The 24,215-nt window shown below is 57.9% G+C and carries 20 protein-coding genes and 1 pseudogene; 14 read left to right on the top strand and 7 right to left on the bottom strand.

Features of this window, described 5'->3' with window-relative positions:
• Positions 1-87 precede the first annotated feature (87 nt).
• The 3 genes from prs to lolB form a co-directional block, all read right to left on the bottom strand.
• On the bottom strand, positions 88-1,035 hold the full coding sequence (gene prs, locus ACOTY9_RS03730; RefSeq protein ID WP_003856663.1) for a ribose-phosphate diphosphokinase: 948 nt from the start codon (positions 1,033-1,035) through the stop codon (positions 88-90).
• 125 nt (positions 1,036-1,160) lie between these two features.
• Complete coding sequence (gene ispE / locus ACOTY9_RS03725; RefSeq protein WP_248177887.1) at positions 1,161-2,030, bottom strand: 4-(cytidine 5'-diphospho)-2-C-methyl-D-erythritol kinase; 870 nt, start codon at positions 2,028-2,030, stop codon at positions 1,161-1,163.
• The gene (gene lolB, locus ACOTY9_RS03720; protein ID WP_014884196.1) at positions 2,027-2,638 is read right to left on the bottom strand and encodes a lipoprotein insertase outer membrane protein LolB; all 612 of its coding nucleotides are present in this window, start codon (positions 2,636-2,638) and stop codon (positions 2,027-2,029) included. The genes ispE and lolB overlap by 4 nt, the downstream gene beginning before the upstream one ends.
• Positions 2,639-2,839: 201 nt before the next feature.
• Here lolB and hemA point away from each other — a divergent pair, with 201 nt between their 5' ends.
• The 6 genes and pseudogenes from hemA to kdsA all read left to right on the top strand — a co-directional run bounded on the left by hemA (position 2,840) and on the right by kdsA (position 7,884).
• Complete coding sequence (gene hemA, locus ACOTY9_RS03715; RefSeq protein WP_008499512.1) at positions 2,840-4,096, top strand: glutamyl-tRNA reductase; 1,257 nt, start codon at positions 2,840-2,842, stop codon at positions 4,094-4,096.
• Positions 4,097-4,137: 41 nt separating this feature from the next.
• Positions 4,138-5,220: a peptide chain release factor 1 gene (prfA, locus tag ACOTY9_RS03710; protein WP_014884195.1), complete on the top strand. Its 1,083-nt coding sequence runs from the start codon at positions 4,138-4,140 to the stop codon at positions 5,218-5,220.
• Positions 5,220-6,050, top strand: a complete 831-nt coding sequence (gene prmC / locus ACOTY9_RS03705; protein ID WP_241820263.1) for a peptide chain release factor N(5)-glutamine methyltransferase — start codon at positions 5,220-5,222, stop codon at positions 6,048-6,050. Before prfA ends, prmC begins: the two co-directional genes overlap by 1 nt.
• An 8-nt stretch (positions 6,051-6,058) precedes the next feature.
• A pseudogene (locus ACOTY9_RS03700) lies at positions 6,059-6,148 on the top strand (siroheme synthase); the annotation flags it as partial.
• A 35-nt stretch (positions 6,149-6,183) separates the two neighbouring features.
• On the top strand, positions 6,184-6,993 hold the full coding sequence (sirB1, locus tag ACOTY9_RS03695; protein ID WP_008499515.1) for an invasion regulator SirB1: 810 nt from the start codon (positions 6,184-6,186) through the stop codon (positions 6,991-6,993).
• Between the two features lie 36 nt (positions 6,994-7,029).
• The gene (gene kdsA / locus ACOTY9_RS03690; protein WP_014884193.1) at positions 7,030-7,884 is read left to right on the top strand and encodes a 3-deoxy-8-phosphooctulonate synthase; all 855 of its coding nucleotides are present in this window, start codon (positions 7,030-7,032) and stop codon (positions 7,882-7,884) included.
• Positions 7,885-7,999: 115 nt separating this feature from the next.
• Here kdsA and chaA read toward each other — a convergent pair whose 3' ends face one another.
• Complete coding sequence (gene chaA, locus ACOTY9_RS03685) at positions 8,000-9,100, bottom strand: sodium-potassium/proton antiporter ChaA (protein ID WP_014884192.1); 1,101 nt, start codon at positions 9,098-9,100, stop codon at positions 8,000-8,002.
• Between the two features lie 269 nt (positions 9,101-9,369).
• On the opposite strand from chaA, the gene chaB reads away from it, so the two are divergent.
• Both chaB and ACOTY9_RS03675 read left to right on the top strand, forming a co-directional pair.
• Positions 9,370-9,600 (top strand): putative cation transport regulator ChaB, encoded by a 231-nt coding sequence (gene chaB, locus ACOTY9_RS03680; protein WP_014884191.1) that lies wholly within the window; start codon positions 9,370-9,372, stop codon positions 9,598-9,600.
• Positions 9,601-9,777: 177 nt separating this feature from the next.
• The gene (locus ACOTY9_RS03675; RefSeq protein WP_023330588.1) at positions 9,778-10,473 is read left to right on the top strand and encodes a gamma-glutamylcyclotransferase; all 696 of its coding nucleotides are present in this window, start codon (positions 9,778-9,780) and stop codon (positions 10,471-10,473) included.
• Positions 10,474-10,503: 30 nt separating this feature from the next.
• On the opposite strand, the gene ACOTY9_RS03670 is transcribed toward ACOTY9_RS03675, so the two are convergent.
• The 3 genes from ACOTY9_RS03670 to ACOTY9_RS03660 form a co-directional block, all read right to left on the bottom strand.
• The gene (locus tag ACOTY9_RS03670; RefSeq protein ID WP_010432930.1) at positions 10,504-10,743 is read right to left on the bottom strand and encodes a DUF1883 domain-containing protein; all 240 of its coding nucleotides are present in this window, start codon (positions 10,741-10,743) and stop codon (positions 10,504-10,506) included.
• Between the two features lie 211 nt (positions 10,744-10,954).
• Entirely contained in the window at positions 10,955-12,739 is a 1,785-nt protein-coding gene (locus tag ACOTY9_RS03665; RefSeq protein WP_014884188.1) for a methyl-accepting chemotaxis protein, read from the bottom strand.
• A gap of 106 nt (positions 12,740-12,845) precedes the next feature.
• Positions 12,846-13,199: a DsrE/DsrF/TusD sulfur relay family protein gene (locus tag ACOTY9_RS03660; protein WP_014884187.1), complete on the bottom strand. Its 354-nt coding sequence runs from the start codon at positions 13,197-13,199 to the stop codon at positions 12,846-12,848.
• 72 nt (positions 13,200-13,271) lie between these two features.
• Between ACOTY9_RS03660 and nasR the strand changes: the two genes are divergently transcribed.
• From nasR to ACOTY9_RS03630, 6 genes are all read left to right on the top strand, one after another.
• Positions 13,272-14,456, top strand: a complete 1,185-nt coding sequence (gene nasR / locus ACOTY9_RS03655) for a nitrate regulatory protein NasR (protein ID WP_348565453.1) — start codon at positions 13,272-13,274, stop codon at positions 14,454-14,456.
• A gap of 227 nt (positions 14,457-14,683) precedes the next feature.
• Positions 14,684-15,931, top strand: coding sequence for a CmpA/NrtA family ABC transporter substrate-binding protein (locus ACOTY9_RS03650; RefSeq protein WP_023330586.1), 1,248 nt, complete (start codon positions 14,684-14,686; stop codon positions 15,929-15,931).
• Between the two features lie 2 nt (positions 15,932-15,933).
• Positions 15,934-16,812: a nitrate ABC transporter permease gene (gene ntrB, locus ACOTY9_RS03645; RefSeq protein ID WP_014884183.1), complete on the top strand. Its 879-nt coding sequence runs from the start codon at positions 15,934-15,936 to the stop codon at positions 16,810-16,812.
• Between the two features lie 9 nt (positions 16,813-16,821).
• The gene (locus ACOTY9_RS03640; protein ID WP_045135483.1) at positions 16,822-17,610 is read left to right on the top strand and encodes an ABC transporter ATP-binding protein; all 789 of its coding nucleotides are present in this window, start codon (positions 16,822-16,824) and stop codon (positions 17,608-17,610) included.
• A 13-nt stretch (positions 17,611-17,623) separates the two neighbouring features.
• The gene (nirB, locus tag ACOTY9_RS03635) at positions 17,624-21,610 is read left to right on the top strand and encodes a nitrite reductase large subunit NirB (RefSeq protein WP_348565454.1); all 3,987 of its coding nucleotides are present in this window, start codon (positions 17,624-17,626) and stop codon (positions 21,608-21,610) included.
• Positions 21,607-24,084, top strand: a complete 2,478-nt coding sequence (locus ACOTY9_RS03630; protein WP_348565455.1) for a nitrate reductase — start codon at positions 21,607-21,609, stop codon at positions 24,082-24,084. The genes nirB and ACOTY9_RS03630 overlap by 4 nt, the downstream gene beginning before the upstream one ends.
• Positions 24,085-24,215: the final 131 nt, after the last annotated feature.

The following is a 24,215-nucleotide window of genomic DNA, read 5'->3' as shown; positions in this document are numbered from 1 at the left end:
GAATGGCAGGTGAAGGAGGCATTAATCATACAAATAAAACCTAAAGACAAAAAAACCCGCCGCAGCGGGTTTTTCGGCCGTGTTCGATTAGTGTTCGAACATTGCAGAGATGGATTCTTCGTTGCTGATACGACGAATCGCTTCGGCCAGCATCCCGGACAGGGTCAAGGTACGCACGTTTGGCAGTGCCTTGATCTCGTCGCTCAGTGGAATGGTATCGCATACCACAACTTCGTCAATGACGGAGTTACGCAGGTTGTTCACCGCATTACCGGAGAAGATCGGGTGAGTTGCGTAAGCAAATACGCGTTTCGCACCACGTTCTTTCAGCGCTTCAGCGGCTTTACACAGCGTGCCACCGGTATCGATCATATCGTCAACCAGCACGCAGTCGCGGCCAGCAACGTCACCGATGATGTGCATCACCTGAGAAACGTTAGCGCGTGGACGACGTTTGTCGATGATCGCCATGTCGGTATCGTTCAGCAGCTTAGCGATAGCACGGGCACGTACCACGCCGCCGATGTCCGGAGAAACCACGATCGGGTTGTCCAGGTTCAGCTGCAGCATGTCTTCCAGCAGGATTGGGCTGCCGAATACGTTATCAACCGGGACGTCGAAGAAGCCCTGGATCTGCTCTGCGTGCAGGTCAACGGTCAGTACGCGGTCAACGCCGACGCTGGAGAGGAAATCAGCAACGACTTTAGCGGTAATTGGCACACGCGCGGAACGGACGCGACGGTCCTGACGGGCATAGCCGAAGTAAGGGATTACAGCAGTGATACGGCCTGCGGAAGCGCGACGCAGCGCGTCGACCATAACAACCAGTTCCATCAGGTTGTCATTCGTTGGAGCACAGGTGGACTGGATGATGAAAATATCACCACCGCGTACATTTTCGTTAATTTGTACGCTGACTTCGCCGTCGCTAAAGCGACCTACAGCGGCGTCGCCGAGGGAAGTGTACAGGCGGTTGGCAATACGTTGTGCTAGTTCCGGGGTGGCGTTACCAGCAAAAAGCTTCATATCAGGCACGAGAAGAACCTCAGGCATGCGTCCAGTGGTGGATAGCGTTCGCCGCAAACTGTGCGGGCCAGGCGAAGGCTATCCAGGCGGTGTATTAAAGAGCGCGATGCAACGTCTGGAACAGGGTGACGTTGTCACCGAAACTCAGTCTGCGCCAGAATGGCCTGCTGTAGAGGGGAGATGTTCATCCCACGCGCTACAAAACCATGCAGCCAATCCGGCGCTTGCTCAAGCACCTGACGAGCGGCGGATTCGGTGTCAAATTCAGCAAAGACACAGGCCCCTGTACCAGTCAGGCGCGACGGCGCGTATTCTAACAGCCAGGAAAGCACCGCATCAACCTCGCGAAAACGTTTTCTTGCGATATCCTCGCAATCGTTGCTGAATTCACAATTTAATAACGTTTCTATTGACCGAATCGGGGTATTTCTTTTCAGGTCAGGATCTTTAAAGATGACCGGGGTCGGAATGCTCACGCCGGGGTGAGCAACCAGATACCATTTTTCCGGCGGGTTGACCGGGGAGAGGATTTCCCCCACGCCCTCGGCAAAGGCCGCATGACCGCGAACAAACACCGGAACATCCGCGCCCAGTGTCAAGCCCAGGGCGGCCAGTTCGTCCTGCGACAGCCCGCAGCCCCAGAGGTGATTCAGGGCAACCAGCACCGTGGCGGCGTTAGATGAGCCGCCGCCCAGACCGCCGCCCATCGGCAGGCGCTTCTCTATACTGATGTCCGCACCGCTTCCCGCGGGCAGCCGCCCCGACGACGCCGCCGCTTTCATCAGCAGGCGCGCGGCACGCACAATCAGGTTGTCTTCATGCGCCACGCCTTCGACCGGCGTCAGGAGGCAAATCTGCCCGTCCTGACGCGGCTCAATGGCGATCGTGTCGCCATAGTCAATAAACTGAAACAGCGTTTGCAGGGTATGGTAGCCGTCAGCACGCTGACCGGTGATATATAAAAACAGGTTCAGTTTTGCCGGAGAAGGCCAGTGGGTCATCATTTAACGATCCAGTTATCCATTTTGAGCTTGATGCGCTGGCTGCCCTGTGTCAGCTCCATATTTGATGGCAGCGATGGTTTACTCTTGCTGTCATAGTCGTTGTATACCACTTTCCAGGTTTTGCCATTCTGGGTGTAGTTGACCTGGCTCAGACGGTATTGATCGTCCAGGGTGTAGTCGGTGGCGTCACCCGGCAGGCCGAGGATCCACTGGCGCAGGCTGTTCAGCGGGATCGGCATCCCGGTCAGCTTGCCAATCATCTCTTCGGCATCGGTCGCGGTGTAGTGCTGGCCTTTATTGTCGGTGATCTGCGCTTCGCCCGGTTTGGCGATAAGCTCCAGTTCGGTGCTGCCGAGCGGGTTCAGCAGCAGCAGGCGATAGTTGTCCTGCCCGGTTTGCTGCCAGAAGAAACGCGCATACACTTTTTGTTCATCAGAGAGATAGGCGAAGGCGCCGCGGGTCTGATACTGGCTCAAATTGCGGACGTCCTGCTGGTGCTGACGCCACTGCGGTGAATCAGGGCTTTTGCCCGGGCCTTTTGGTTGGGTGACAGTACATGCGGTCAGAACCAGTGCCGCCAGAGGCAGCAGGCGAATCAGTCGGGTCATAATGAGGACAAATCCTTGAGATACGTTGCAGTTATAACTGTTAATGCTAGCGTCCCGCAGTCCCACCGTCTACGTTCAAATTATCTCAAAGCAATGCGTAAGCTATTACTCCGAAAGGAGGCGGTCTCTTTTATTGATCTCGCGCATCCTGTATGATGCGTCCTGCTAACCTTATTAACGCTGGTACTACTCCCGCTCAACATGACCCTATTAGCACTCGGTATTAACCACAAAACGGCCCCGGTTTCGCTGCGAGAACGCGTTACGTTTTCGCCGGATACGCTTGACCTGGCGCTGGACAGCCTGCTTGCCCAACCGATGGTGCAAGGGGGCGTGGTGCTCTCGACGTGCAACCGTACCGAGCTGTATTTAAGCGTGGAAGAGCAGGATAACCTGCATGAAGCGCTGATCCGCTGGTTATGTGACTACCACAATCTCAACGAAGACGAGCTGCGTAATAGCCTGTACTGGCATCAGGACAATGATGCGGTAAGCCATCTGATGCGCGTCGCCAGCGGTCTGGATTCACTGGTGCTGGGCGAGCCGCAGATTCTCGGTCAGGTGAAAAAAGCCTTTGCGGATTCGCAAAAAGGGCATTTGAAGGCCAGTGAACTGGAGCGTATGTTCCAGAAGTCGTTCTCCGTGGCGAAGCGTGTGCGAACCGAAACCGACATTGGTGCCAGTGCGGTTTCTGTTGCTTTCGCAGCCTGCACCCTTGCACGTCAAATCTTTGAGTCCCTTTCCACCGTCACCGTGATGCTGGTGGGCGCGGGCGAAACCATCGAACTTGTGGCGCGCCATCTGCGCGAGCATAAAGTGAAAAAGATGATTATCGCGAACCGCACCCGCGAACGTGCGCAGGTTTTGGCGGATGAGGTGGGCGCAGAAGTGGTTGCGCTGAGCGACATCGATGAACGTCTGAAAGAGGCGGACATTATTATCAGTTCTACCGCCAGCCCCCTGCCAATCATCGGTAAAGGGATGGTGGAGCGCGCGCTGAAGTCGCGTCGAAATCAGCCGATGCTGCTGGTGGATATCGCCGTCCCGCGTGATGTTGAACCGGAAGTCGGTAAACTGGCGAACGCCTATCTTTACAGCGTTGACGACCTGCAAAGCATCATTTCGCACAACCTCGCTCAGCGTAAAGCGGCGGCGGTACAGGCGGAAACCATTGTTGAGCAGGAAACCAGCGAGTTTATGGCCTGGCTGCGCGCGCAAAGCGTCAGCGAGACCATCCGCGAGTATCGCGGGCAGGCGGAGCAGGTGCGTGATGACCTGACTGCCAAAGCGTTAGCGGCCCTTGAACAGGGCGGCGACGCACAGGCTATTATGCAGGATCTGGCGTGGAAACTGACCAACCGCCTGATCCATGCACCAACCAAATCTCTTCAACAGGCTGCCCGTGACGGGGATGATGAACGCCTGACTATTCTGCGCAACAGCCTCGGGCTGGAATAGCGCCCTATACCCATTTTCTAAGACAAGGTGCACTTACGCCTATGAAGCCTTCTATCGTCGCTAAACTGGAAGCTCTGCACGAGCGCCATGAAGAAGTCCAGGCGCTGCTCGGGGATGCCGGGACCATTGCGGACCAGGAACGTTTTCGCGCACTCTCGCGTGAGTACGCGCAGTTAAGTGATGTTTCTAAATGCTTTACCGACTGGCGACAGGTTCAGGAAGACATTGAAACCGCGCAGATGATGCTCGACGATCCTGAAATGCGCGAGATGGCGCAGGAAGAGTTACAGGATGCGAAAGCGCGTTCTGAAGAGATGGAGCAACAGCTTCAGGTGCTGCTGCTGCCGAAAGATCCGGACGACGAGCGTAACGCGTTTGTGGAAGTCCGCGCCGGTACCGGCGGTGATGAAGCGGCGCTGTTTGCCGGGGATCTGTTCCGCATGTACAGCCGCTACGCTGAATCGCGTCGCTGGCGCGTGGAAATCATGAGCGCTAACGACGGCGAGCATGGTGGCTATAAAGAGGTTATCGCCAAGATCAGCGGCGACGGCGTGTATGGTCGTCTGAAGTTTGAATCTGGCGGTCATCGCGTGCAGCGCGTGCCTGCTACGGAATCTCAGGGGCGTATTCATACCTCTGCCTGTACAGTGGCGGTGATGCCAGAGCTGCCGGAAGCGGAATTGCCGGACATCAACCCGGCGGACCTGCGCATCGACACCTTCCGCTCCTCTGGTGCGGGCGGCCAGCACGTTAACACCACCGATTCCGCTATCCGTATTACTCACCTGCCAACCGGTATTGTGGTGGAGTGTCAGGACGAGCGTTCGCAGCATAAAAACAAAGCCAAAGCCTTGTCCGTGCTGGGCGCGCGTATCCACGCGGCCGAAATGGCGAAACGCCAGCAGGCGGAAGCATCGACGCGTCGTAACCTGCTGGGCAGCGGCGATCGCAGCGACCGTAACCGTACCTACAACTTCCCGCAGGGCCGCGTGACCGACCACCGCATTAACCTGACGCTTTACCGTCTGGACGAGGTGATGGAAGGGAAGCTGGATATGCTGATTGAGCCTATCGTGCAGGAATACCAGGCCGACCAGCTGGCGGCGCTGTCCGAGCAGGAATAATGGATTTTCAGCGCTGGTTACGTGAGGCCGCCGGTGAGCTTTCCGCAAGCGAAAGCCCAAAACGCGACGCCGAAATTTTGCTGGAGCATGTAACGGGTAAAGCCCGTACGTATTTGCTGGCATTCGGTGAGACGCCACTGACCGCTGAGCAGCAAGCGCAGCTTGCTACGCTGCTTGCCCGCCGTAAAAACGGTGAGCCGGTGGCGCATCTTGTCGGTGAACGTGAGTTCTGGTCGCTCCCGCTTTATGTCTCAGCGGCAACGCTGATTCCACGCCCGGATACCGAATGTCTGGTGGAGCAGGCGCTGGCGCGTTTGCCGGTTGCGGCCAGCCGGATTCTCGATCTCGGAACAGGAACGGGTGCTATCGCGCTGGCGCTTGCCAGCGAGCGTCCGGATTGTGATGTGACGGCAGTGGATGTGATGCCTGACGCGGTGACCCTGGCGCAGCGTAACGTGGCGCGTCTTGGGCTGACTAACGTGACCGTGCTGCAAAGCAGCTGGTTTAGCGCGCTGGAGACTCGCTCGTTCGAGATGATCGTCAGTAACCCGCCGTATATTGACGAGCACGACCCGCACCTTGCGCAGGGCGATGTTCGTTTCGAGCCATTGACGGCGCTGGTTGCGGCTAACGCAGGGTTAGCCGATCTTGATCACATAGTGACAACGTCACGGCAACATTTACTTCCCGGCGGCTGGCTGCTGGTGGAACATGGCTGGACGCAGGGGGAAGCCGTACGTGCGCTGTTTACGCAAGCGGGTTATACCGCAGTGGAAACCTGCCGCGACTACGGCGGTAATGAACGGTTGACGCTAGGCCAGTGGGCGTGAAGCAAGGCTATCTGCCATTTACTGATAAAGGCGTAAGGCTGACTGAAAGGCGGTTTGGCGTTATCATCTACATTGTTTTGAGTTTTATCGCGCCCGGGGGTAGCTGTACGTTCGGGCGTTACTGGGGTAAGTCATGAAGTCCTTAGCCGATTTCGAATTTAATAAAGTGCCGCTTTGCGATGGCATGATCCTGATTTCGGAGATGATACGCGACGATTTTACGTCGCAGTACGTTTACGATGAACTGGAGAATCTGGTCAGCCTGGCGCGTGAAGAGATCAATCAGGCGCGCCCGCAGGACTGGCAATTAGAGAAGCTGCTTGAGCTTTTCTACGGCGAATGGGGTTTCTGCGACACGCGTGGCGTGTATCGCCTGTCTGACGCATTATGGCTGGACCAGGTCTTAAAAAACCGTCAGGGCAGCGCCGTTGCGCTGGGCTCTATTTTGCTGTGGGTCGCGCACCGTCTGGATATTCCACTGGTGCCGGTCATTTTCCCGACGCAGATGATCCTGCGGGCGGAGTGGCTGGACGGCGAGATGTGGCTCATTAATCCGTTTAACGGCGATACGCTGGATGAGCATACGCTGGACGTCTGGCTGAAAGGCAACATCAGCCCGGTCGCCGAGCTCTTTAACGAAGATCTCGACGAGGCCGATAACGCCGAAGTGATCCGCAAGCTGCTGGATACGCTGAAATCAGCGCTGATGGAAGAGCGTCAGATGGAGCTGGCCTTGCGTGCCAGCGAAGTGCTGCTGCAGTTTAATCCGGAAGATCCCTACGAAATTCGCGACCGCGGGCTTATCTATGCCCAGCTCGACTGCGAACACGTTGCGCTGAACGATCTGAGCTATTTCGTTGAGCAGTGCCCGGAAGATCCGATTAGCGAAATGATTCGCGCGCAGATCAACGCGATCTCGCACAAACAAATTACACTGCATTAATCTTAATTCCGATTCACACCTGAATAAGGCGATCCTATGAAACAAAAAGTGGTTAGCATTGGTGATATCAAGGTAGCAAACGACCTGCCGTTCGTGCTGTTTGGCGGTATGAACGTGCTGGAATCCCGCGATCTCGCCATGCGTATCTGCGAGCACTACGTGACCGTGACCCAGAAGCTGGGCATCCCGTACGTGTTTAAGGCCTCTTTTGACAAAGCCAACCGCTCCTCCATTCACTCTTACCGTGGCCCGGGCCTGGAAGAGGGCATGAAGATTTTCCAGGAGCTGAAACAGACGTTTGGCGTGAAAGTAATCACCGACGTGCATGAGTCCTGGCAGGCACAGCCTGTAGCGGACGTGGTAGACGTGATCCAGCTTCCGGCATTCCTGGCCCGTCAGACGGACCTGGTGGAAGCGATGGCGAAAACCGGCGCGGTCATCAACGTGAAAAAACCACAGTTCGTGAGCCCTGGCCAGATGGGGAACATTGTCGACAAGTTTATCGAAGGCGGCAATGACAAGGTTATCCTGTGCGACCGTGGTGCAAACTTCGGTTATGACAACCTGGTCGTGGATATGCTGGGCTTCAGCGTGATGAAGAACGTCTCTAACCAGTCTCCGGTGATCTTCGACGTGACTCACGCCCTGCAGTGCCGTGACCCGTTTGGTGCCGCGTCTGGCGGTCGTCGCGCGCAGGTAACCGAACTGGCGCGCGCCGGTATGGCAACGGGTCTGGCGGGTCTGTTCATTGAAGCGCACCCGGATCCGGCTAACGCGAAATGCGATGGTCCGTCCGCACTGCCGCTGGATAAGCTGGAGCCGTTCCTGAAGCAGATCAAAGCGATTGACGATCTGGTGAAGAACTTCGACGAGCTGGATACCAGCAACTAATAAAAAAACCCGCTTCGGCGGGTTTTTTTATAGGACATATTGTCGGGTGGCGCTGCGCTTACCCGGCCTACAAAACCTGTAGGCACTGCAAGCGAAGCGCCGCTGGGCAAAGAGGCTAGGCAAATATCGTCATCAGGTACGCCACAAACAGCGCCATATGTGCCGCGCCGTTCAGCACGTTGGTGCGTCCGGTGGAGAAGGAGATCTGGCACAGCAGCAGCGAGGCCACCATCACAATCATCTCCGGCGCGCCCAGCGCAAACTGCAGTTCGTTCCCCGTCATAAAGGCAATCAGCGTCACCACCGGTACGGTGAGTGATATGGTCGCCAGCACGGAGCCGAAGAACAGGTTCATTGCACGCTGCACCTGATTGTTCAACACCGCTTTCAGCGCCCCCAGTCCTTCAGGGGACAGGATCAGCAGCGCCACCAGGAAACCGGTAAAGGCCACCGGGGCGTTCAGCTCGGTCAACAGCGTCTCCAGCGGGTTGGCATTCATTTTGGTGACCGCAATGACCGCAATCAGATGCACGATCAGCCAAACCGTGTGCCACACACTGCTGTGTGCTGACGGCTTACCGTGGTGCGGGTCATCGTCGTCGCCGTCATCTTCATGTTCGTATACAAACAGGCTCTGGTGCGTTTTGGTCTGAATCAGCAGGAACACGCCGTACATGGCTGCGGAAATCAGCGCGACCAGCAGCGCCTGACCGGTGGAGAAGTTTGCACCTGGCAGCGCCATCGGGAAGACCAGCACGATAATTGCCAGCGGGAAGAGGGCAATCAGGTACTGTTTAATGCCAAACAGGTTCATGTACTGGGTCGCAAATTTACGCCCGCCCAGTAACAGCGAGAAGCCCACCAGGCCGCCTGTCACAATCATAATGATGGAGTAGAGGGTATCGCGCATCAGCGTCGGGGCAGCATCGCCGGTCGCCATAAGCGCGGAAATCAGGCTGACTTCGAGAATAACAACGGAAAGACTCAGAATTAACGAACCGTACGGCTCGCCCAGACGGTGGGCTAATACGTCCGCATGGCGAACGACGCTAAATGCGCTGGTTAAAATACCGACCAGGGCAAGAATATTGATACCAACCACCACTGGCAGTGACTGACTGCTTCCCCAGAAGAGCAGCACAGCCAGTGCCAGAACCGGGAAAATGAGTGACGTCTCCTTGTGGCGGGTCTTTACCGCCTCGTGTGTTGCTGTCATGTGCTTCTCCATCAATGCAGGTGCTTGTAATTATAGATAGATTTTAAGGAGATTAAATTAACAGAAATCTGTTAAATACCTTCTAATTTTTACTTAATTTTACCCTTTGTGATGTTTTTATTCTTTGAAGTCTATAATGCCATATCTCTCATAAATAAATATTAAATAACAACGAATTATAATTTTAATTTACTCATTAATTATTGTTGGGTGGCACCATGGCATATCGTCGTCCACACTTATCTCTTTACCGAAAAGAGAGGTTAGTGATGCCCTACAAAACGAAACGCGAATTACCTGATAACGTGAAAAATGTCCTGCCTGAACACGCGCAGGATATCTACAAGGAAGCGTTTAACAGCGCCTGGGATCAGTACAAAGATAAAGACGATCGCCGGGATGATGCCAGCCGGGAAGAGACGGCGCATAAGGTCGCCTGGGCCGCAGTTAAACATGACTACGAGAAAGGAGACGATGATAAATGGCATAAAAAGAAATAGCCGTGAAATAATTCGCTGCCTTCATTTTGACTTTTCAGGCGGTTGAACTTCCGTTGTATTGCAACTGGTCCGCTAATTGCTTATCGTTATTTCACTGCTGGCAAAATGACCAGACAAAAATGCCGGGAAGGCGCATTACAGATGTCGCAAGGAAGCATGCAGTGGCGGAGGTGTAAAGTGTTAACGCGTGATTTCTTAATGAAGGCAGATTGTAAGACGGCATTTGGTGCTATTGAGGAATCGCTTCTCTGGTCAGCTGAACAACGTGCGGCGTCGCTTGCTGCCACGCTTGCCTGCCGCCCGGATGATGGCCCGGTATGGATTTTTGGCTACGGTTCGCTGATGTGGAACCCGGCTCTGGAATTTGTCGAATCGGCAACGGGAACGCTGCCTGGCTGGCACCGCGCATTTTGTCTGCGCCTGACGGCCGGACGCGGCAGTGCGTGTCAGCCTGGTCGCATGCTTGCACTGAAAGAGGGCGGACGCACCACGGGCGTGGCGTATCGCCTCCCGGATGCCACGCTCGAAGAGGAGCTGACGCTGCTCTGGAAGCGCGAGATGATCACCGGCTGCTATATGCCGAGCTGGTGCAAGCTGGAGCTTGACGATGGACGTACCGTCAATGCGCTGGTGTTTATTATGGATCCACGCCATCCGCTGTATGAAGCGGATACCCGCACGCAGGTCATCGCCCCGTTAATTGCCGCCGCCAGCGGGCCGCTGGGCACCAACGCGCAGTATCTCTTCTCCCTCGATCAGGAGCTGACCCGCCTCGGCATGAAGGACGATTGTCTGAATGAGCTGGTGGTAAAGGTGAGGGCGCTGCTGGAAGGGAACCCTGTCAACAGCACGCTGCGACCGGGTTTTGCCTGATAATACGCCCGGCTGGCCGGGCGTTTACTCTTATGCTGCCACGTAGCTGACGGAATGCTCCAGCGACTGACTGTGGCTGTCGATCAACACATCCCATGTGCCGGTATACGGCACGGTAAGCCACGCTTTATCATCCTGCACGGTCAGAATATCCGCCTGGGATTGCTTTTGCGCTTTTGAACTCATGAGATGTATGCGGCAGCGTTCTGAGCAACGCACCACTACCGTATCCCCGCCGAACAGTTTCAAACTTGTTTTTACCAGTGCCATTTTTTACCCCGTAGTCTTAAACAACGCTCTCCCTGCAGCCATATCCGAGCGTGATGTTGTTCACAATTCACTCGTTGCATAACACCAAAGGGGGAGAGTCGGGATGCTGATTTTGATCAAAAAATGGCATAACGATTAAACAAAAATGACAAAATTCCTCAAAAGTTAGGCTGGCGCGCGTTTTACCCGCGAAACGCGCGCCGGGGGAACATTAAATGCGGAAATGGCCGGCCGTTTCAGCAAGGTCGCCCGCCTGGCTCTGCAGGGCTCCCGCGGCGGCGGCGGACTGCACCACCAGCTCGGCGTTCTGCTGCACCATTCTGTCGAGATGCGTCACAGCGTGATTAATCTCATGGATGCCTTTCATCTGTTCGCTGGTGGCGATGGAGATTTCGCGCATGATGCCGGAGACGCTGCCGATGCTGGAGCGGATCTCATCCATGCTTTCACCGGCCAGATGCACATAGCGCGAACCGGTCGCCACGCTATCGGTGGTGGAATCAATCAGGGATTTGATCTCTTTCGCCGCCTGGGCGCTACGACTGGCGAGGTTACGCACTTCCCCGGCTACCACGGCAAATCCGCGGCCCTGCTCACCGGCACGCGCCGCCTCGACGGAGGCGTTCAGCGCCAGAATGTTGGTCTGGAAGGCGATACCGTCGATGACGCTGGTGATATCACCAATTTTTGCGGACGCCACTTCGATGGACTGCATCGTGCTGATGGCCTGAGAAACCACTTCACCACCGCGCGCGGCAGCCGCAGACGCTTTGCTTGCCTGATCGTTCGCTTCCGCTGCCGATTCATTCGATTGCGTGACGGAGGCGGTGATCTGCTCCACCGCGCTGGCGGTCTCGCGAAGGCTGGACGCCGCCTGCTCGGTACGCCCGGAAAGATCCTGGTTGCCAGCCGCAATTTCCTGCGCGGCATTTTTCACCGACGCGCTGGCGTCACGGAGTTGTACCATCACGACGGAAAGCTTATCGCTGAAGGCATTAAAGGCCTGCGCAATTTGCGCCACTTCATCATTGCCGCTGTCCGGCAAACGCTGGGACAGATCGTTGGTTCCGTTGGCAATGTTATGCATCGCATCACGAATGTCAGACAAGCGCTTCAGCAGACGGGCAATCAGGACGTGAACAATGGCGCCGCTCAGGAGTGCCAGGATCACCAGCGAAATCGCCGACGCTTTCAGCAGGGAACGCATGCCGGAGGTGGCATCGCTGTTGTCGAGCGCGACGACCAGCAGCCAGTTTGTGCCCGGCACGGCTGAGGCAATGAAGGTCTTGTCTACATCATTCAGGGTTCCGTCGACCGGATTACCGCGTTTCAGCGCCGCAAAGTCGATCCCTTTGATCGTCTCGGCAAACGGCTTCAGGGTCAAAGCCGGATCGTTGGCGGCAATCACGGTACCGTCACTGTTCAGGAGCAGCCCGCTGCTGGCGGGTGTTGGGTGGATGCCGCGCACGTTTGCCACGACGCTATCCATGGCGACATCGCCCGCCACCACCGCTTTCAGGACGCCATTTTCTTTCACTGGTACAGCAAACGTCACCACCAGCTTTCCGGTACCGGCATCAACATAGGGTGCTGTCACTACCGGGCCGTCCGTGCTCACCACCTGCTGATACCAGGGACGAATGGTCGGATCATAATCCGCCGGGACACCCGCAGGTTCAGAAAACTTCGCCGTCTTGCTCGCATAACCCACATAGACGTTAGTGAATCCCCCCGCCTGTGCCAGTTGTTTAAACACCGGAACCGGATCGTCAGCCAGCGCGACGCTTTGTGCGGAGGTAATCACCGTCATTTTGCTTTTGGCCCAGTCGGCAATCGCCATGTTGTGGCTGGCGCTGGTACTGGTCAATATATCGCGCTGTGACTGCTGGTTATCCTGGCGCGTGACCTGGAAGTTAATAACGGTATTGAGAAGAAGGGCGACGACAAGGCAACCTGTCGTCGTGGCGATAATACGTGCGCGAATCGATCTGAACATAAGTGAAATACCTGCTGTGTTGTTTCCATGCCTATCGGCAACCCCGCAGGTAAACTTGATGCTGAAACCGCGTCCATAAGAAAATAATATTTTTACGGGATTATTATTAAAAAGTTAATACTTTATCTGCGGTCAGCGTCCATTCGGCCAGCTCAACCAGCGTCCCGATTTCTACGCCCTCTATCAGCGGCAGAGTGGTAATCCCGCGTCCGTCGGTACAGGTCTTGCACAGTTTCACCGGCACATTTTGCGCGGTCAGGATCTCCAGCATCTGCTGAATGTTATAGCCTTCTGCCGGCTTTTGGCCCTTCAGCCCGGCGGTGACGGCATCCGACATTAAAAAAATCTGTAATGCCAGGTCGCTCTCTTTTTCACGTAACGCAATGGCCAGACGCAGGCTGTTAAAAAGAGATTCGCTGCCGTAGGCCGCCCCGTTGGCGACGATCACAATCTTCTGCATGTTGACTCCTGTTCTTATAAAGGCACGAATATTGCTTAATTCTCCGGAGTTTCGCTGTCCGGGAGAGTAAGCATGACATTAATGGCTGGCATTTCGCCGGGTGCAACCGAATGGCTTCAGCGCGCGAGGCTGATGCGCCGGGAGCAGCTCAGCAAGCTGGCAGAGCTGAACGTGCTGGTGCACGGCATTAGCCAACTGGTACATATGCTACAGTGCGAGCGCGGGGCATCTAACGTCTGGCTCTGTTCACAGGGTAAGCTCTACGCGCCTGAATGCAAAGCCAGCCGGGCGCTGGTAGACGAAAATCTTGCTGCGCTGAATACGATACTTGGCAAGCAGTCCCTCCTCCCGGGGAGCGCCGTCTGCGAACGTATCGGTAATGCACTGCATACGCTGGACACACTTCCCGCGCTGCGTGACGGGGTGAGTCAACAAACCCTGACGGCCCCGCAGGCCATGGAACATTACTCCCGCATGCTTCGCCATCTGCTCAGTATCGTGCCGCAACTCAATGACAGCATTGACGATCCGCAAATCGCGGGCCGGTTTGTCGCCCTTTACAGCCTGATGCAGGGGAAAGAGCTGGCGGGACAAGAGCGGGCCCTGGGGGCGATAGGCTTCACGCAGGGTTTTTTTGATGACGTTACCCGCCAGAGACTGGTAGATCGCATTGACGGGCAGCAAGCCTGCTTTGAGATCTTCCTCTCCCACAGCCAGGCTGACGTTCAGGCCACTTTCTCCCTCAACTGCCAGCCCGACCGTGAGACGGAGCAACTCCGGCGCGTGGCCTGTACCCGCCAGCCTGCCGCGGATAATGGCCATACCGCGCTGGCGTGGTTTGCGCTGCAAACGGCGCGGCTGGAGCATCTGCGCGCGCTGGAGGAGACAATCATCGCCGATCTGATGGTCGCGGTGGATGAGCGGATTCAGCGTGACGAGGTTTATCCGCATTCCGCAGATGAACTGGAGGACCCGCTGGCGCATTACCCGGATAAACCCCTGCTGCCTCTGGTTCGCCAGCAGGCGCGCGAGATTGAGCAACTCTCCCGTCAGCTTGCGTCGCTGCGCGATACGCTTGAGGAGCGAAAAACCATTGATAAAGCAAAAAGCGTGCTGATGACCCACCAGAATATGAGTGAGGAGCAGGCCTGGACAACGCTGCGCAAAATGGCGATGGACAAGAATCAGCGCATGGTGGATATCGCCCGGGCGCTGCTTACGGTGAAAAGCGTGTGGCAGATAACCCCAAAGGAGTAGCTGCACAATCAGTGGGCATGTTGTGCCTGATTGGGGTGCGTAATGGCGAGCAAAACCCGGCTGTCGGCCCTGAAACAGGGTGTTCAAACCTGGCATTGACTTTGCATCATTGAATTAACCATTTTTGACGGTGCGCCAACGGCGGTGCATCAGTCTTCGGGATAAAGGCGTCCAGCGGTGCTTCGGCACTGTGGGCGCTTTTTTTTGGCTTTTTTTCAGGAGTGGTCATGGCGGATTTGTCGAGACGACGGTTTTTGCAGGCCAGCATGCTGGCGAGTGGCGCAGTGTTATTACCGGGTGTCATGCAGGCTGCCTGGGCGGCAGGCTCGGATAAACCGGAGCAGGAGACGGTACGTATCGGGTTTATCCCGCTGACCGACTGTGCGCCGGTGGTTATCGCAGCCCTGAAAGGCTTTGATAAAAAATACGGTATCACCATCGTCCCCACCAAAGAGGCGAGCTGGGCAGCGGTACGCGACAAGCTGGTGGCGGGGGAGCTGGACGCCGCGCACATTCTTTACGGTCTGCTGTACGGGCTTGAACTGGGTATTGCAGGCAAGCCGCAGCAGATGGCAAACCTGATGACGCTTAACCAGAACGGTCAGGCCATTACGCTGTCCAGCGATCTGGCGGAGAAGGGGGTTCGCGATCTTGACGGGCTGAAAACGCTGGTCGGGCAGCAGGCGCCTGGCACTTACACTTTCGCGCACACCTTCCCGACCGGAACGCACGCCATGTGGCTTTACTACTGGCTGGCGAGCGCAGGCATTAACCCCTTCGATGACGTGCGCACGGTGGTGGTGCCGCCGCCGCAGATGGTGATGAACATGCGCATTGGCAACATGGTGGGCTTTTGCGTCGGTGAGCCGTGGAACGCGAGGGCGATTAACGACCGCATTGGCTTCACCGCTGCCACGTCGCAGTCCATCTGGGCAGATCATCCTGAAAAAATTCTCGGCACGCGTCGCGACTGGGTGGAGAAAAATCCGCACACCGCCCGGGCGCTGGTGAGCGCCGTGATGGAAGCCGCGCGCTGGATTGAGGCGTCCCCGGAAAACAAACGTGAAACCGCGCAGATCCTCTCGCGACGGGCGTGGCTCAACTGCAAAGAACAGTATCTCACCGGGCGAATGCTCGGGGAATACGACAACGGCCTGGGGCAGCGCTGGCAGGACGCGCACCCGATCCGTTTCTTCAACGAGGGTGCCGTCAGTTATCCGTACCTCTCCGACGGCATGTGGTTCTTAACCCAGTTCCGCCGCTGGGGCTTGCTTAAAGCCGCGCCGGATTACGTGGGTATTGCGCAGCGCATTAACCAGACCGCGGTCTGGCAGGATGCTGCCACCGCCGTCGGCGGACTCTCCACACCCTCATCACCGTATCGCAGCAGCACGCTGATGGACGGTACCGTCTGGAACGGAACCGATCCGGAAGGGTACGCCAACCGTTTTGCCATTCACCGTAAAGGGGCCTGATTATGCCGCATCTGCAAAACACAAAACCACAAGAGAAGCCTGAGAGCGGGGAGGTGATTGTCCTGCCACCGTTACAGGTTCGTCGTCGTACGCCTGCGTTGGCGCGTCGAATGAATGATGTTTTACAGCGCGTCATTCCGGCGTTTCTGGGGCTGGGGCTGCTGGTGGTGCTCTGGCAACTGGCGGCGATAAACAGCAAAGGCTTCCCGACGCCGCTCAGCACGCTCGACTCGGCCATAACCCTGTTCGCCGATCCGTTTTATCGCGACGGGCCAAACGATATGGGCATAGGCTGGAACGTGCTTGCGTCACTGCAGCGCGTCGCCATCGGCTTTGGTCTGGCAGCGCTGGCGGGGATTCCGCTGGGCTTTCTGATTGGCCGCTTCACCTTTTTCTCGCGCATGTTCAACCCGCTAATTGCCCTCCTGCGGCCGGTTAGCCCGCTGGCCTGGCTGCCCATCGGCCTGCTGCTGTTCCAGAAAGCGGAGCCAGCATCAAGCTGGACCATATTTATCTGCTCCATCTGGCCGATGGTCATCAACACCGCGGAAGGGGTGCGCCGTATTCCACAGGACTACCTCAACGTCGCCCGGGTACTGCAACTCTCTGAGTGGACCATCATGCGCCGCATTCTCTTTCCTGCCGTGCTGCCTGCGGTGCTGACCGGGGTACGCCTCTCCATCGGTATTGCCTGGCTGGTGATTGTCGCCGCCGAGATGCTCACAGGAGGCTTAGGCATTGGCTTCTGGATCTGGAACGAGTGGAACAACCTCAACGTCGAAAACATTCTCATCGCCATCGTCATTATTGGCGTGGTCGGGTTGCTGCTGGAGCAGGGGCTGATGCTGATTGCCCGTCGCTTTAGCTGGCAGGAAAAATAAGGAGCGAAGATGAAACCATTAATTCAGGTCCAGGGCGTGAGCCAGCGTTTTTCTACTGCCAGCGGCGAGTTTCTGGCGCTGCAAAACGTTTCGTTTGATATTCACGAGGGCGAAACCGTCAGTTTGATCGGCCACTCCGGCTGCGGCAAATCGACGCTGCTGAACCTTATTGCCGGCATTACGCTGCCGACGGAAGGTGGGCTTATCTGCGACAACCGCGAAATTGCCGGGCCGGGCCCCGAGCGCGCGGTGGTGTTTCAGAACCATTCCCTGCTGCCATGGCTCACCTGCTTTGACAACGTCGCCCTGGCGGTGGATCAGGTGTTCCGTCACACCATGAGCAAGGCTGAGCGTAAAGCGTGGATCGAGCACAACCTCGACCGCGTGCAGATGGGGCATGCTTTGCATAAGCGCCCGGGGGAGATCTCCGGCGGCATGAAGCAGCGCGTGGGCATCGCCCGCGCGCTGGCGATGAAGCCAAAAGTGCTGCTGATGGATGAACCGTTCGGCGCGCTGGATGCGCTGACGCGAGCCCATCTGCAGGACTCGGTGATGCAGATCCAGCAGGCATTGAACACCACTATCGTGCTGATTACCCACGACGTAGATGAGGCAGTGCTGCTTTCCGATCGCGTGCTGATGATGACCAACGGCCCGGCGGCGACCGTCGGAGAGATCCTGCGCGTTGATCTGCCGCGTCCGCGCAACCGGGTTCAGCTGGCGGACGACAGCCGCTACCACCACATGCGTCAGCAGATCCTCCATTTCCTCTACGAAAAACAGCCGAAAGCGGCGTAACGAGGGGGCTTTGATGCGACTGGTCATTATCGGGAATGGAATGGCGGCCACCCGGCTGATTGACGGGCTAACCGGGCGGGCCTCGGGTCGTTTTGCTATCACCGTCGTCGGTGATGAGCCTGAGCATGCCTATAACCGCATTCAGCTTTCGCCGGTGCTGGGGGGCGAGAAAGCGGCAGCGGATATCTGTCTTCAGGATGAGGACTGGTACCGGGTACGTGGCGTTACGGTGCTGCGGGGCGAAAGGGCGCTTGCCGTGGACGTGGCCTCACGGGAAGTGCGAACCGCCACCCGCACGCTGGGCTGGGATGCCCTGGTATTTGCCACCGGTTCAACGCCTTTCGTTCCGCCGATCCCCGGCGGTGATGCGCCCCAGGTGTTCACGTTCCGCACCCTGGAGGATACCTGCGCCATTCAGGCAATTTCCGGTCCGGCGGTGGTGCTGGGGGGCGGCGTGCTTGGGGTTGAGACTGCGGCAGCACTGGCACGCTCAGGTGACAACGTCACGCTCGTTCATCGCGGTCCGTGGCTGATGGAACAACAGCTGGATCAACAGGCTGGCGCGCTGCTGGAGGAGGCGCTGGCGGAACGGGGCGTGCGCTGTGAGCTTGCCTCCGGCATCTCGGCGATTAACGACAACACCGTGACGTTGCTCAATGGACGCAGTATTGCTGCGGCGCGCGTGGTGCTGGCGACCGGCGTGCAGCCCAACATTGGCCTGGCAAAGGCCAGCGGTCTTCATTGCGCGCGCGGGATTGTGGTGAATCACCAGATGCAGACCTCCGCGCCGGACATCTATGCCATTGGCGAGTGCTGCGAAATTGATGGCCAGACGTTTGGCCTGGTCGCCCCCTGTCTGGCGCAGGCCGATATCCTCGCCGCACGGCTGGCGGGCGACACCACTGCGCCGTTTACCCTCACCGACAACGGTGTGCGCCTCAAGGTGACCGGCGTGGAGCTGTTCAGCCTGGGTCGCACGGCGGAGCAGGAGGGCGACGTGGTCTGGCGTTCATGGGATCCGCTGACGCGTCACTATCGTCGCTTACTGATCCATCAGGGGACGCTGGCTGGCGTGCTGCTGATGGGAGATTGCCGCCACGCGGCGACATTTACCGATTTACGGGCAACGGCTGCGCCCGCACACGCGGACTGGCTGTTCGATCGATTCACTACGCAACCGCAGGTTGCAGGACAGAACGCTATGACAAAACCTACTCTGGTGGTGGTTGGGCACGGTATGGTCGGCCATCATTTTCTCGAAGATTGCGTTAACCGCAACTTACATCAGCAGTATCAGATCGTGGTCTTTGGTGAAGAGCGCTATGCCGCCTATGACCGCGTGCATCTGTCCGAGTATTTTGGCGGCCGCAGTGCGGATTCGCTCTCGCTGGTGGCAGGGGATTTTTTTGCTGATAACGGCATTGAGCTGCGCCTGTCGCAGCAGATTGTCGCCATTGACCGCGACGCGCGCGTGGTGCGTACCGCCAGTGGGCATGAAACGCACTGGGATAAACTGGTGCTGGCGACCGGCTCATACCCGTTTGTCCCGCCGGTATCGGGTAACGATCTGCCGGGCTGTTTTGTCTACCGCACGCTCGACGATCTCGACAACATTGCGGCCCATGCGGCGGGTGCGCGTCGCGGGGTCGTCATCGGCGGCGGGCTACTGGGGCTGGAGGCAGCAAACGCCCTGAAACAACTCGGGCTCGATACTCACGTGGTGGAGTTTGCGCCCAATCTGATGGCGGTTCAGCTCGATAACGACGGCGCGTCGATGCTGCGCAAGAAAATCGAGGCGCTGGGCGTGGGCGTTCACACCGCTAAAGCCACCACGGAAATTGCGTCGACGGATGACGGGCTGGTGCTGCGCTTTGCCGATGGCGAAGCGCTGGAAACGGACCTGGTGGTCTTTTCTGCCGGTATCCGTCCGCAGGACGCGCTGGCGCGCAGCAGCGGGCTGGCTATCGGCGAGCGCGGCGGGATCTGCATTGACGATGGCTGCCAGACTTCCGACCGTGACGTGTTTGCCATTGGCGAATGCGCGTTGTGGGAAGGGAAAATCTTTGGACTGGTTGCCCCGGGCTACCAGATGGCACGCGTGGCCGCCGCCGCGCTGGCAGGGGAGGATAAAACCTTCACCGGCGCGGATATGAGCACCAAACTCAAGCTGCTGGGCGTGGATGTGGCGTCGTTTGGCGACGCTCACGGGCGCACGCCGGGGGCGCTGAGCTACCAGTGGACGCACGGCCCGCAGCAAATCTACAAGAAAATCGTGGTCAGCCACGACAGCAAAACGCTGCTCGGCGGCGTGCTGGTGGGTGATGCCAGCGAATACGCCACGCTGGTGCAGATGATGCTCAATGGAATCAGCCTGCCGAAAGCGCCGGAAACCCTGATATTACCCGCATCCTCAGGCAGCGCGCCAAAAGCTCTGGGCGTGGCGGCGCTGCCGGAAAGTGCGCAGATCTGTTCGTGTCATAACGTCAGCAAGGGCGATATTTGCCAGGCCGTGAGCGCGGGCGCAACGGATATCGGTGCCATCAAACAGTGCACTAAAGCGGCGACCGGTTGCGGGGGCTGTAGTGCGCTGGTGAAGCAGGTGATGGAGTTTCAGCTTGCTGAACAGGGCGTGGAGGTGAAAAAGGATATCTGTGAACACTTCCCCTGGTCACGCCAGGAAATTTACCACCTGGTGCGCGTCAACCATATCCGCACCTTTGACCAGCTCATCAGCCGCTACGGTCAGGGACACGGGTGCGAAATCTGTAAGCCGCTGGTCGGGTCCGTGCTGGCTTCCTGCTGGAACGAGTATCTGCTTAAACCGACGCATCTGCCGCTGCAGGACACCAACGACCGTTACTTTGCCAATATTCAGAAGGACGGAACCTATTCCATCGTGCCGCGTATGCCCGCCGGGGAAGTGACCGCCGACGGGCTGATCGCCATCGGCCAGATTGCAAAGCGCTATAGCCTTTACAGCAAAATCACTGGCGGGCAGCGTATTGACCTCTTTGGCGCCACTCTGGAACAGCTACCGGAGATCTGGCAGGCGCTGGTGGAAGCCGGATTTGAGACCGGCCACGCTTACGGGAAATCTCTGCGCACGGTGAAATCCTGCGTTGGGTCGACCTGGTGCCGCTATGGCGTGCAGGACTCCACCGGCCTCGCGGTCAAACTGGAGCACCGTTACAAAGGCCTGCGCGCGCCGCACAAAATCAAAATGGCGGTTTCCGGCTGTACCCGCGAGTGTGCCGAGGCGCAGAGCAAAGACGTGGGCGTCATTGCCACCGATAAAGGCTGGAACCTCTACCTGTGCGGCAACGGCGGCATGAAGCCTCGCCATGCGGATCTTTTCGCCAGCGATCTGGACGATGAAACGCTGATCCGTACCGTTGACCGGTTCCTGATGTTCTACATCCGCACGGCGGATCGCCTGCAGCGCACCAGCACCTGGATGGACAACCTGGAAGGCGGCCTCGACTATCTGCGCGAGGTGATCCTCGAGGACAGTCTGGGTATTGCCGACGAACTGGAGCAGGAGATGGCCCGGGTGGTGGAAACCTACCAGTGCGAATGGCAGACCACGCTCAACGATCCCAACCGTCTGGCGCTGTTCCGCACCGCTGTAAACGACACTGCCGCAGAGCAAGGCAAACGCTGGCAGGAAATCTGCGGTATCGAGGATATCCCCGAACAGGCGGGCATTGGCGCGCGTCTCGGTCACAACGCAATTGCGCTGTTCCGCTTTGGCAAAACCGTTTATGCCCTCGATGACCTGGAGCCAGGAAGCCGTGCGAACGTGCTTTCTCGCGGCATTCTTGGCGATGCGGCGGGGGAGCCGGTGGTGATCTCTCCGCTTTATAAACAGCGCATTCGTCTGCGCGATGGCTGTCAGGTTGAAAATGGTGAGCCTGCGGTACGCGCCTGGCCGGTGAAAATCGAAAACGGCAAAGTGTGGGTCGGTAACGATGCCCTGGTCATGCGTGCGGAGGCTTCATGACAGAAACCCGGACAACATGCCCCTACTGCGGGGTGGGCTGCGGCGTGGTCGCTCGCGTGGAAGGCGGCGTGGTCAGCGTTCGGGGAGATGAAACCCATCCGGCGAATTTTGGTCGCCTGTGCGTGAAAGGGTCCGCCCTGGGGGAGACAACCGATTTACAGGGGCGGCTTTTGCGCCCGGTCCTCGACGGTCATGAGGTGGACTGGACGCAGGCACTGGAGGCGGCAGGTGAACGGCTCCAGCACATTATCGACACATGGGGGCCGCAGGCGGTGGCATTCTACGCGTCCGGCCAGCTGTTAACCGAGGATTACTACGCCGCTAACAAGCTGATGAAGGGGTTCATCGGGGCGGCGAACATTGATACCAACTCCCGGCTCTGCATGTCGTCAGCGGTGGTGGGTTATAAACGTGCCTTCGGTGAGGACGTGGTGCCGTGCAGTTACGAGGACGTGGAGAACAGCGATCTGGTGGTACTGGTGGGCTCGAATGCCGCCTGGACGCACCCTGTTCTGTACCAGCGGCTGGTGCAGGCAAAGCAAACTAATCCGCAGATGAAGGTGGTGGTGATTGACCCGCGTGAAACGGTTACCTGTGATATCGCTGACCTGCATCTGGCGCTAAAACCCGGCAGCGATGCGGGGCTGTTTGTGGGGTTGCTCAATGTGATCCAGGGAACCGACGCGTGGCCGATGGCCCGCGTGGCGGCGTTTTGCGACCTTCCTGTGCAGGATATTGGTGTGTTTTATGACTGGTTTGTCACCGCGCCACGCGCGATCACGCTCTACACCATGGGGATCAACCAGTCATCGAGCGGTAGCGACAAGTGTAACGCCATCATCAACGTCCATCTTGCCAGCGGAAAATTCAACCGCCCGGGCTGCGGTCCGTTTTCGCTGACCGGACAGCCAAACGCCATGGGCGGACGGGAAGTGGGCGGGCTGGCAAATCAGCTGGCGGCGCACATGAACTTTGAGCCGGACGACCTTTCGCGGGTGGCGCGTTTCTGGGGAACGGAAAGGCTGGCGCAGACGCCAGGCCTGATGGCGGTTGAACTGTTCGATGCCATTGCCCGTGGCGAAGTGAAGGCGGTGTGGATCATGGGCACCAACCCAGCGGTCTCGTTGCCGGACAGTCACGCCGTATGTCAGGCGCTGGCAGGCTGCCCGCTGGTGATTGTTTCTGAGGTCATGAACGATACCGACACCAGCCGGTTCGCCCATATCCGTTTTCCGGCGCTGGCCTGGGGGGAGAAGGACGGCACTGTGACCAATTCCGAGCGGCGTATTTCGCGCCAGCGCGCCTTTCTGCCTGCCCCGGGAGAGGCAAAACCGGACTGGTGGATCGTCGCGCAGATTGCAAAACGGCTGGGGCACGGCGACGCCTTTGCCTGGCAACATCCGCACGAGATTTTTTGCGAGCACGCGGCGCTGACGGCCTTTGAAAATGACGGCACGCGGGCATTGAACCTGCATGACCTGGCTGAACTTACCCGCGAAGCGTGGGAGCGGCTGGAGCCGTATCAGTGGTCAACGGGGGATTTTCCGCGTCGAAACCTGGTGCCGGTCGATCCGGTCCAGCACGGTGCGGCGGTCAGCACGCTGTACCCGGTGATCCTCAATACCGGACGCATCCGCGATCAATGGCACACCATGACCCGGACGGGGTATGTGTCCCGGCTGATGCAGCATATCGCGGAGCCGTTTGTTGAGGTCTGCGCCAGCGATGCCGTGCGGTTCTCGTTGTGTGATGGCCAGCTGGCGCGGATCAGTTCGCCGCGCGGCGTGATGGTCGCCAGAGTGCGAGTCAACCGCGGCATCCGGCAAGGCGAGGCGTTTGCCCCGATGCACTGGAACACCGTGTTTGCCCGTCAGGGAAAGGTGAATGCACTAGTGGAAGGGCGCTGCGATCCAGCGTCTGGCCAGCCGGAGAGCAAACAAACCGCCGTTCGGATCATGCCCTGGCTGCCCGCCTGGCAAGGGGTGCTCTATACCCACGAACAGCCGGCGTTACCATCCTGGGTTCACTGGTGGCGTAAAGCCTCGCATCTGACGGTATCAGGAGATAAACCCTTGCTGTCGTGGCTCATGAACTACGCCAGCAGCCGGGGCTGGCAGTTACAGGTTGCTCAAACCGGCGAACGCAGTAGCGTGCTGGCCTGGCATGAAGGTCAGCTGATGCTCGGCTTCTGGGAAGGCACCACGTTACCGGAGCTGGTACACCCGATCATTGACGCTGCTTTTCGCTCGCCCCCCACGACGCCTGCAGAGCGTCATGCGCTGCTGAACGGGCAGGGTGTGGAGGAGACGGTGGATCCGGGACGCATTATCTGTAGCTGCTTCAGCGTCGGAGAAAATGCGATTCGGGAGGCGATAGCCGGAGGGTGTGAAAGCGTCGCCGCGCTGGGGGCAACGTTACGGTGCGGCACGAACTGTGGCTCCTGCGTTTCGGAGTTGAAAGGACTGTTTGGATGATGGTGTAAGGGCGTCGGGTGGCGTAGCCGCCATCCGACAATCAGTTTCAGGATAATCCTGAAATTTCCGCCAGAACTGCATTTCCAGGCTTATCGCGTTAACATAATAAGAGTTTATCCATAAACACAGGT

Source organism: Enterobacter cloacae complex sp. SHL012 (assembly GCF_049237505.1).
In the GTDB taxonomy this organism is placed as follows: Bacteria; Pseudomonadota; Gammaproteobacteria; order Enterobacterales; family Enterobacteriaceae; genus Enterobacter; species Enterobacter kobei.
The sequence above is the reverse complement of the archived record's forward strand: the minus strand, read 5'-3'. Positions and strand labels throughout refer to the sequence as shown.

What these genes read in the sequence shown, in the direction of transcription:
- ACOTY9_RS03670 (WP_010432930.1), bottom strand. Translation starts at nt 10,743, where the DNA reads ATGGCACTGGTAAAAACAAGTTTGAAACTGTTCGGCGGGGATACGGTA.
- ntrB (WP_014884183.1), top strand. Translation starts at nt 15,934, where the DNA reads ATGCCGCATCTGCAAAACACAAAACCACAAGAGAAGCCTGAGAGCGGG.
- kdsA (WP_014884193.1), top strand. Translation starts at nt 7,030, where the DNA reads ATGAAACAAAAAGTGGTTAGCATTGGTGATATCAAGGTAGCAAACGAC.
- prmC (WP_241820263.1), top strand. Translation starts at nt 5,220, where the DNA reads ATGGATTTTCAGCGCTGGTTACGTGAGGCCGCCGGTGAGCTTTCCGCA.
- ispE (WP_248177887.1), bottom strand. Translation starts at nt 2,030, where the DNA reads ATGATGACCCACTGGCCTTCTCCGGCAAAACTGAACCTGTTTTTATAT.
- nasR (WP_348565453.1), top strand. Translation starts at nt 13,272, where the DNA reads ATGACATTAATGGCTGGCATTTCGCCGGGTGCAACCGAATGGCTTCAG.
- ACOTY9_RS03630 (WP_348565455.1), top strand. Translation starts at nt 21,607, where the DNA reads ATGACAGAAACCCGGACAACATGCCCCTACTGCGGGGTGGGCTGCGGC.
- sirB1 (WP_008499515.1), top strand. Translation starts at nt 6,184, where the DNA reads ATGAAGTCCTTAGCCGATTTCGAATTTAATAAAGTGCCGCTTTGCGAT.
- hemA (WP_008499512.1), top strand. Translation starts at nt 2,840, where the DNA reads ATGACCCTATTAGCACTCGGTATTAACCACAAAACGGCCCCGGTTTCG.
- ACOTY9_RS03650 (WP_023330586.1), top strand. Translation starts at nt 14,684, where the DNA reads ATGGCGGATTTGTCGAGACGACGGTTTTTGCAGGCCAGCATGCTGGCG.
- chaB (WP_014884191.1), top strand. Translation starts at nt 9,370, where the DNA reads ATGCCCTACAAAACGAAACGCGAATTACCTGATAACGTGAAAAATGTC.
- ACOTY9_RS03660 (WP_014884187.1), bottom strand. Translation starts at nt 13,199, where the DNA reads ATGCAGAAGATTGTGATCGTCGCCAACGGGGCGGCCTACGGCAGCGAA.
- ACOTY9_RS03665 (WP_014884188.1), bottom strand. Translation starts at nt 12,739, where the DNA reads ATGTTCAGATCGATTCGCGCACGTATTATCGCCACGACGACAGGTTGC.
- prfA (WP_014884195.1), top strand. Translation starts at nt 4,138, where the DNA reads ATGAAGCCTTCTATCGTCGCTAAACTGGAAGCTCTGCACGAGCGCCAT.
- chaA (WP_014884192.1), bottom strand. Translation starts at nt 9,100, where the DNA reads ATGACAGCAACACACGAGGCGGTAAAGACCCGCCACAAGGAGACGTCA.
- ACOTY9_RS03640 (WP_045135483.1), top strand. Translation starts at nt 16,822, where the DNA reads ATGAAACCATTAATTCAGGTCCAGGGCGTGAGCCAGCGTTTTTCTACT.
- lolB (WP_014884196.1), bottom strand. Translation starts at nt 2,638, where the DNA reads ATGACCCGACTGATTCGCCTGCTGCCTCTGGCGGCACTGGTTCTGACC.
- nirB (WP_348565454.1), top strand. Translation starts at nt 17,624, where the DNA reads ATGCGACTGGTCATTATCGGGAATGGAATGGCGGCCACCCGGCTGATT.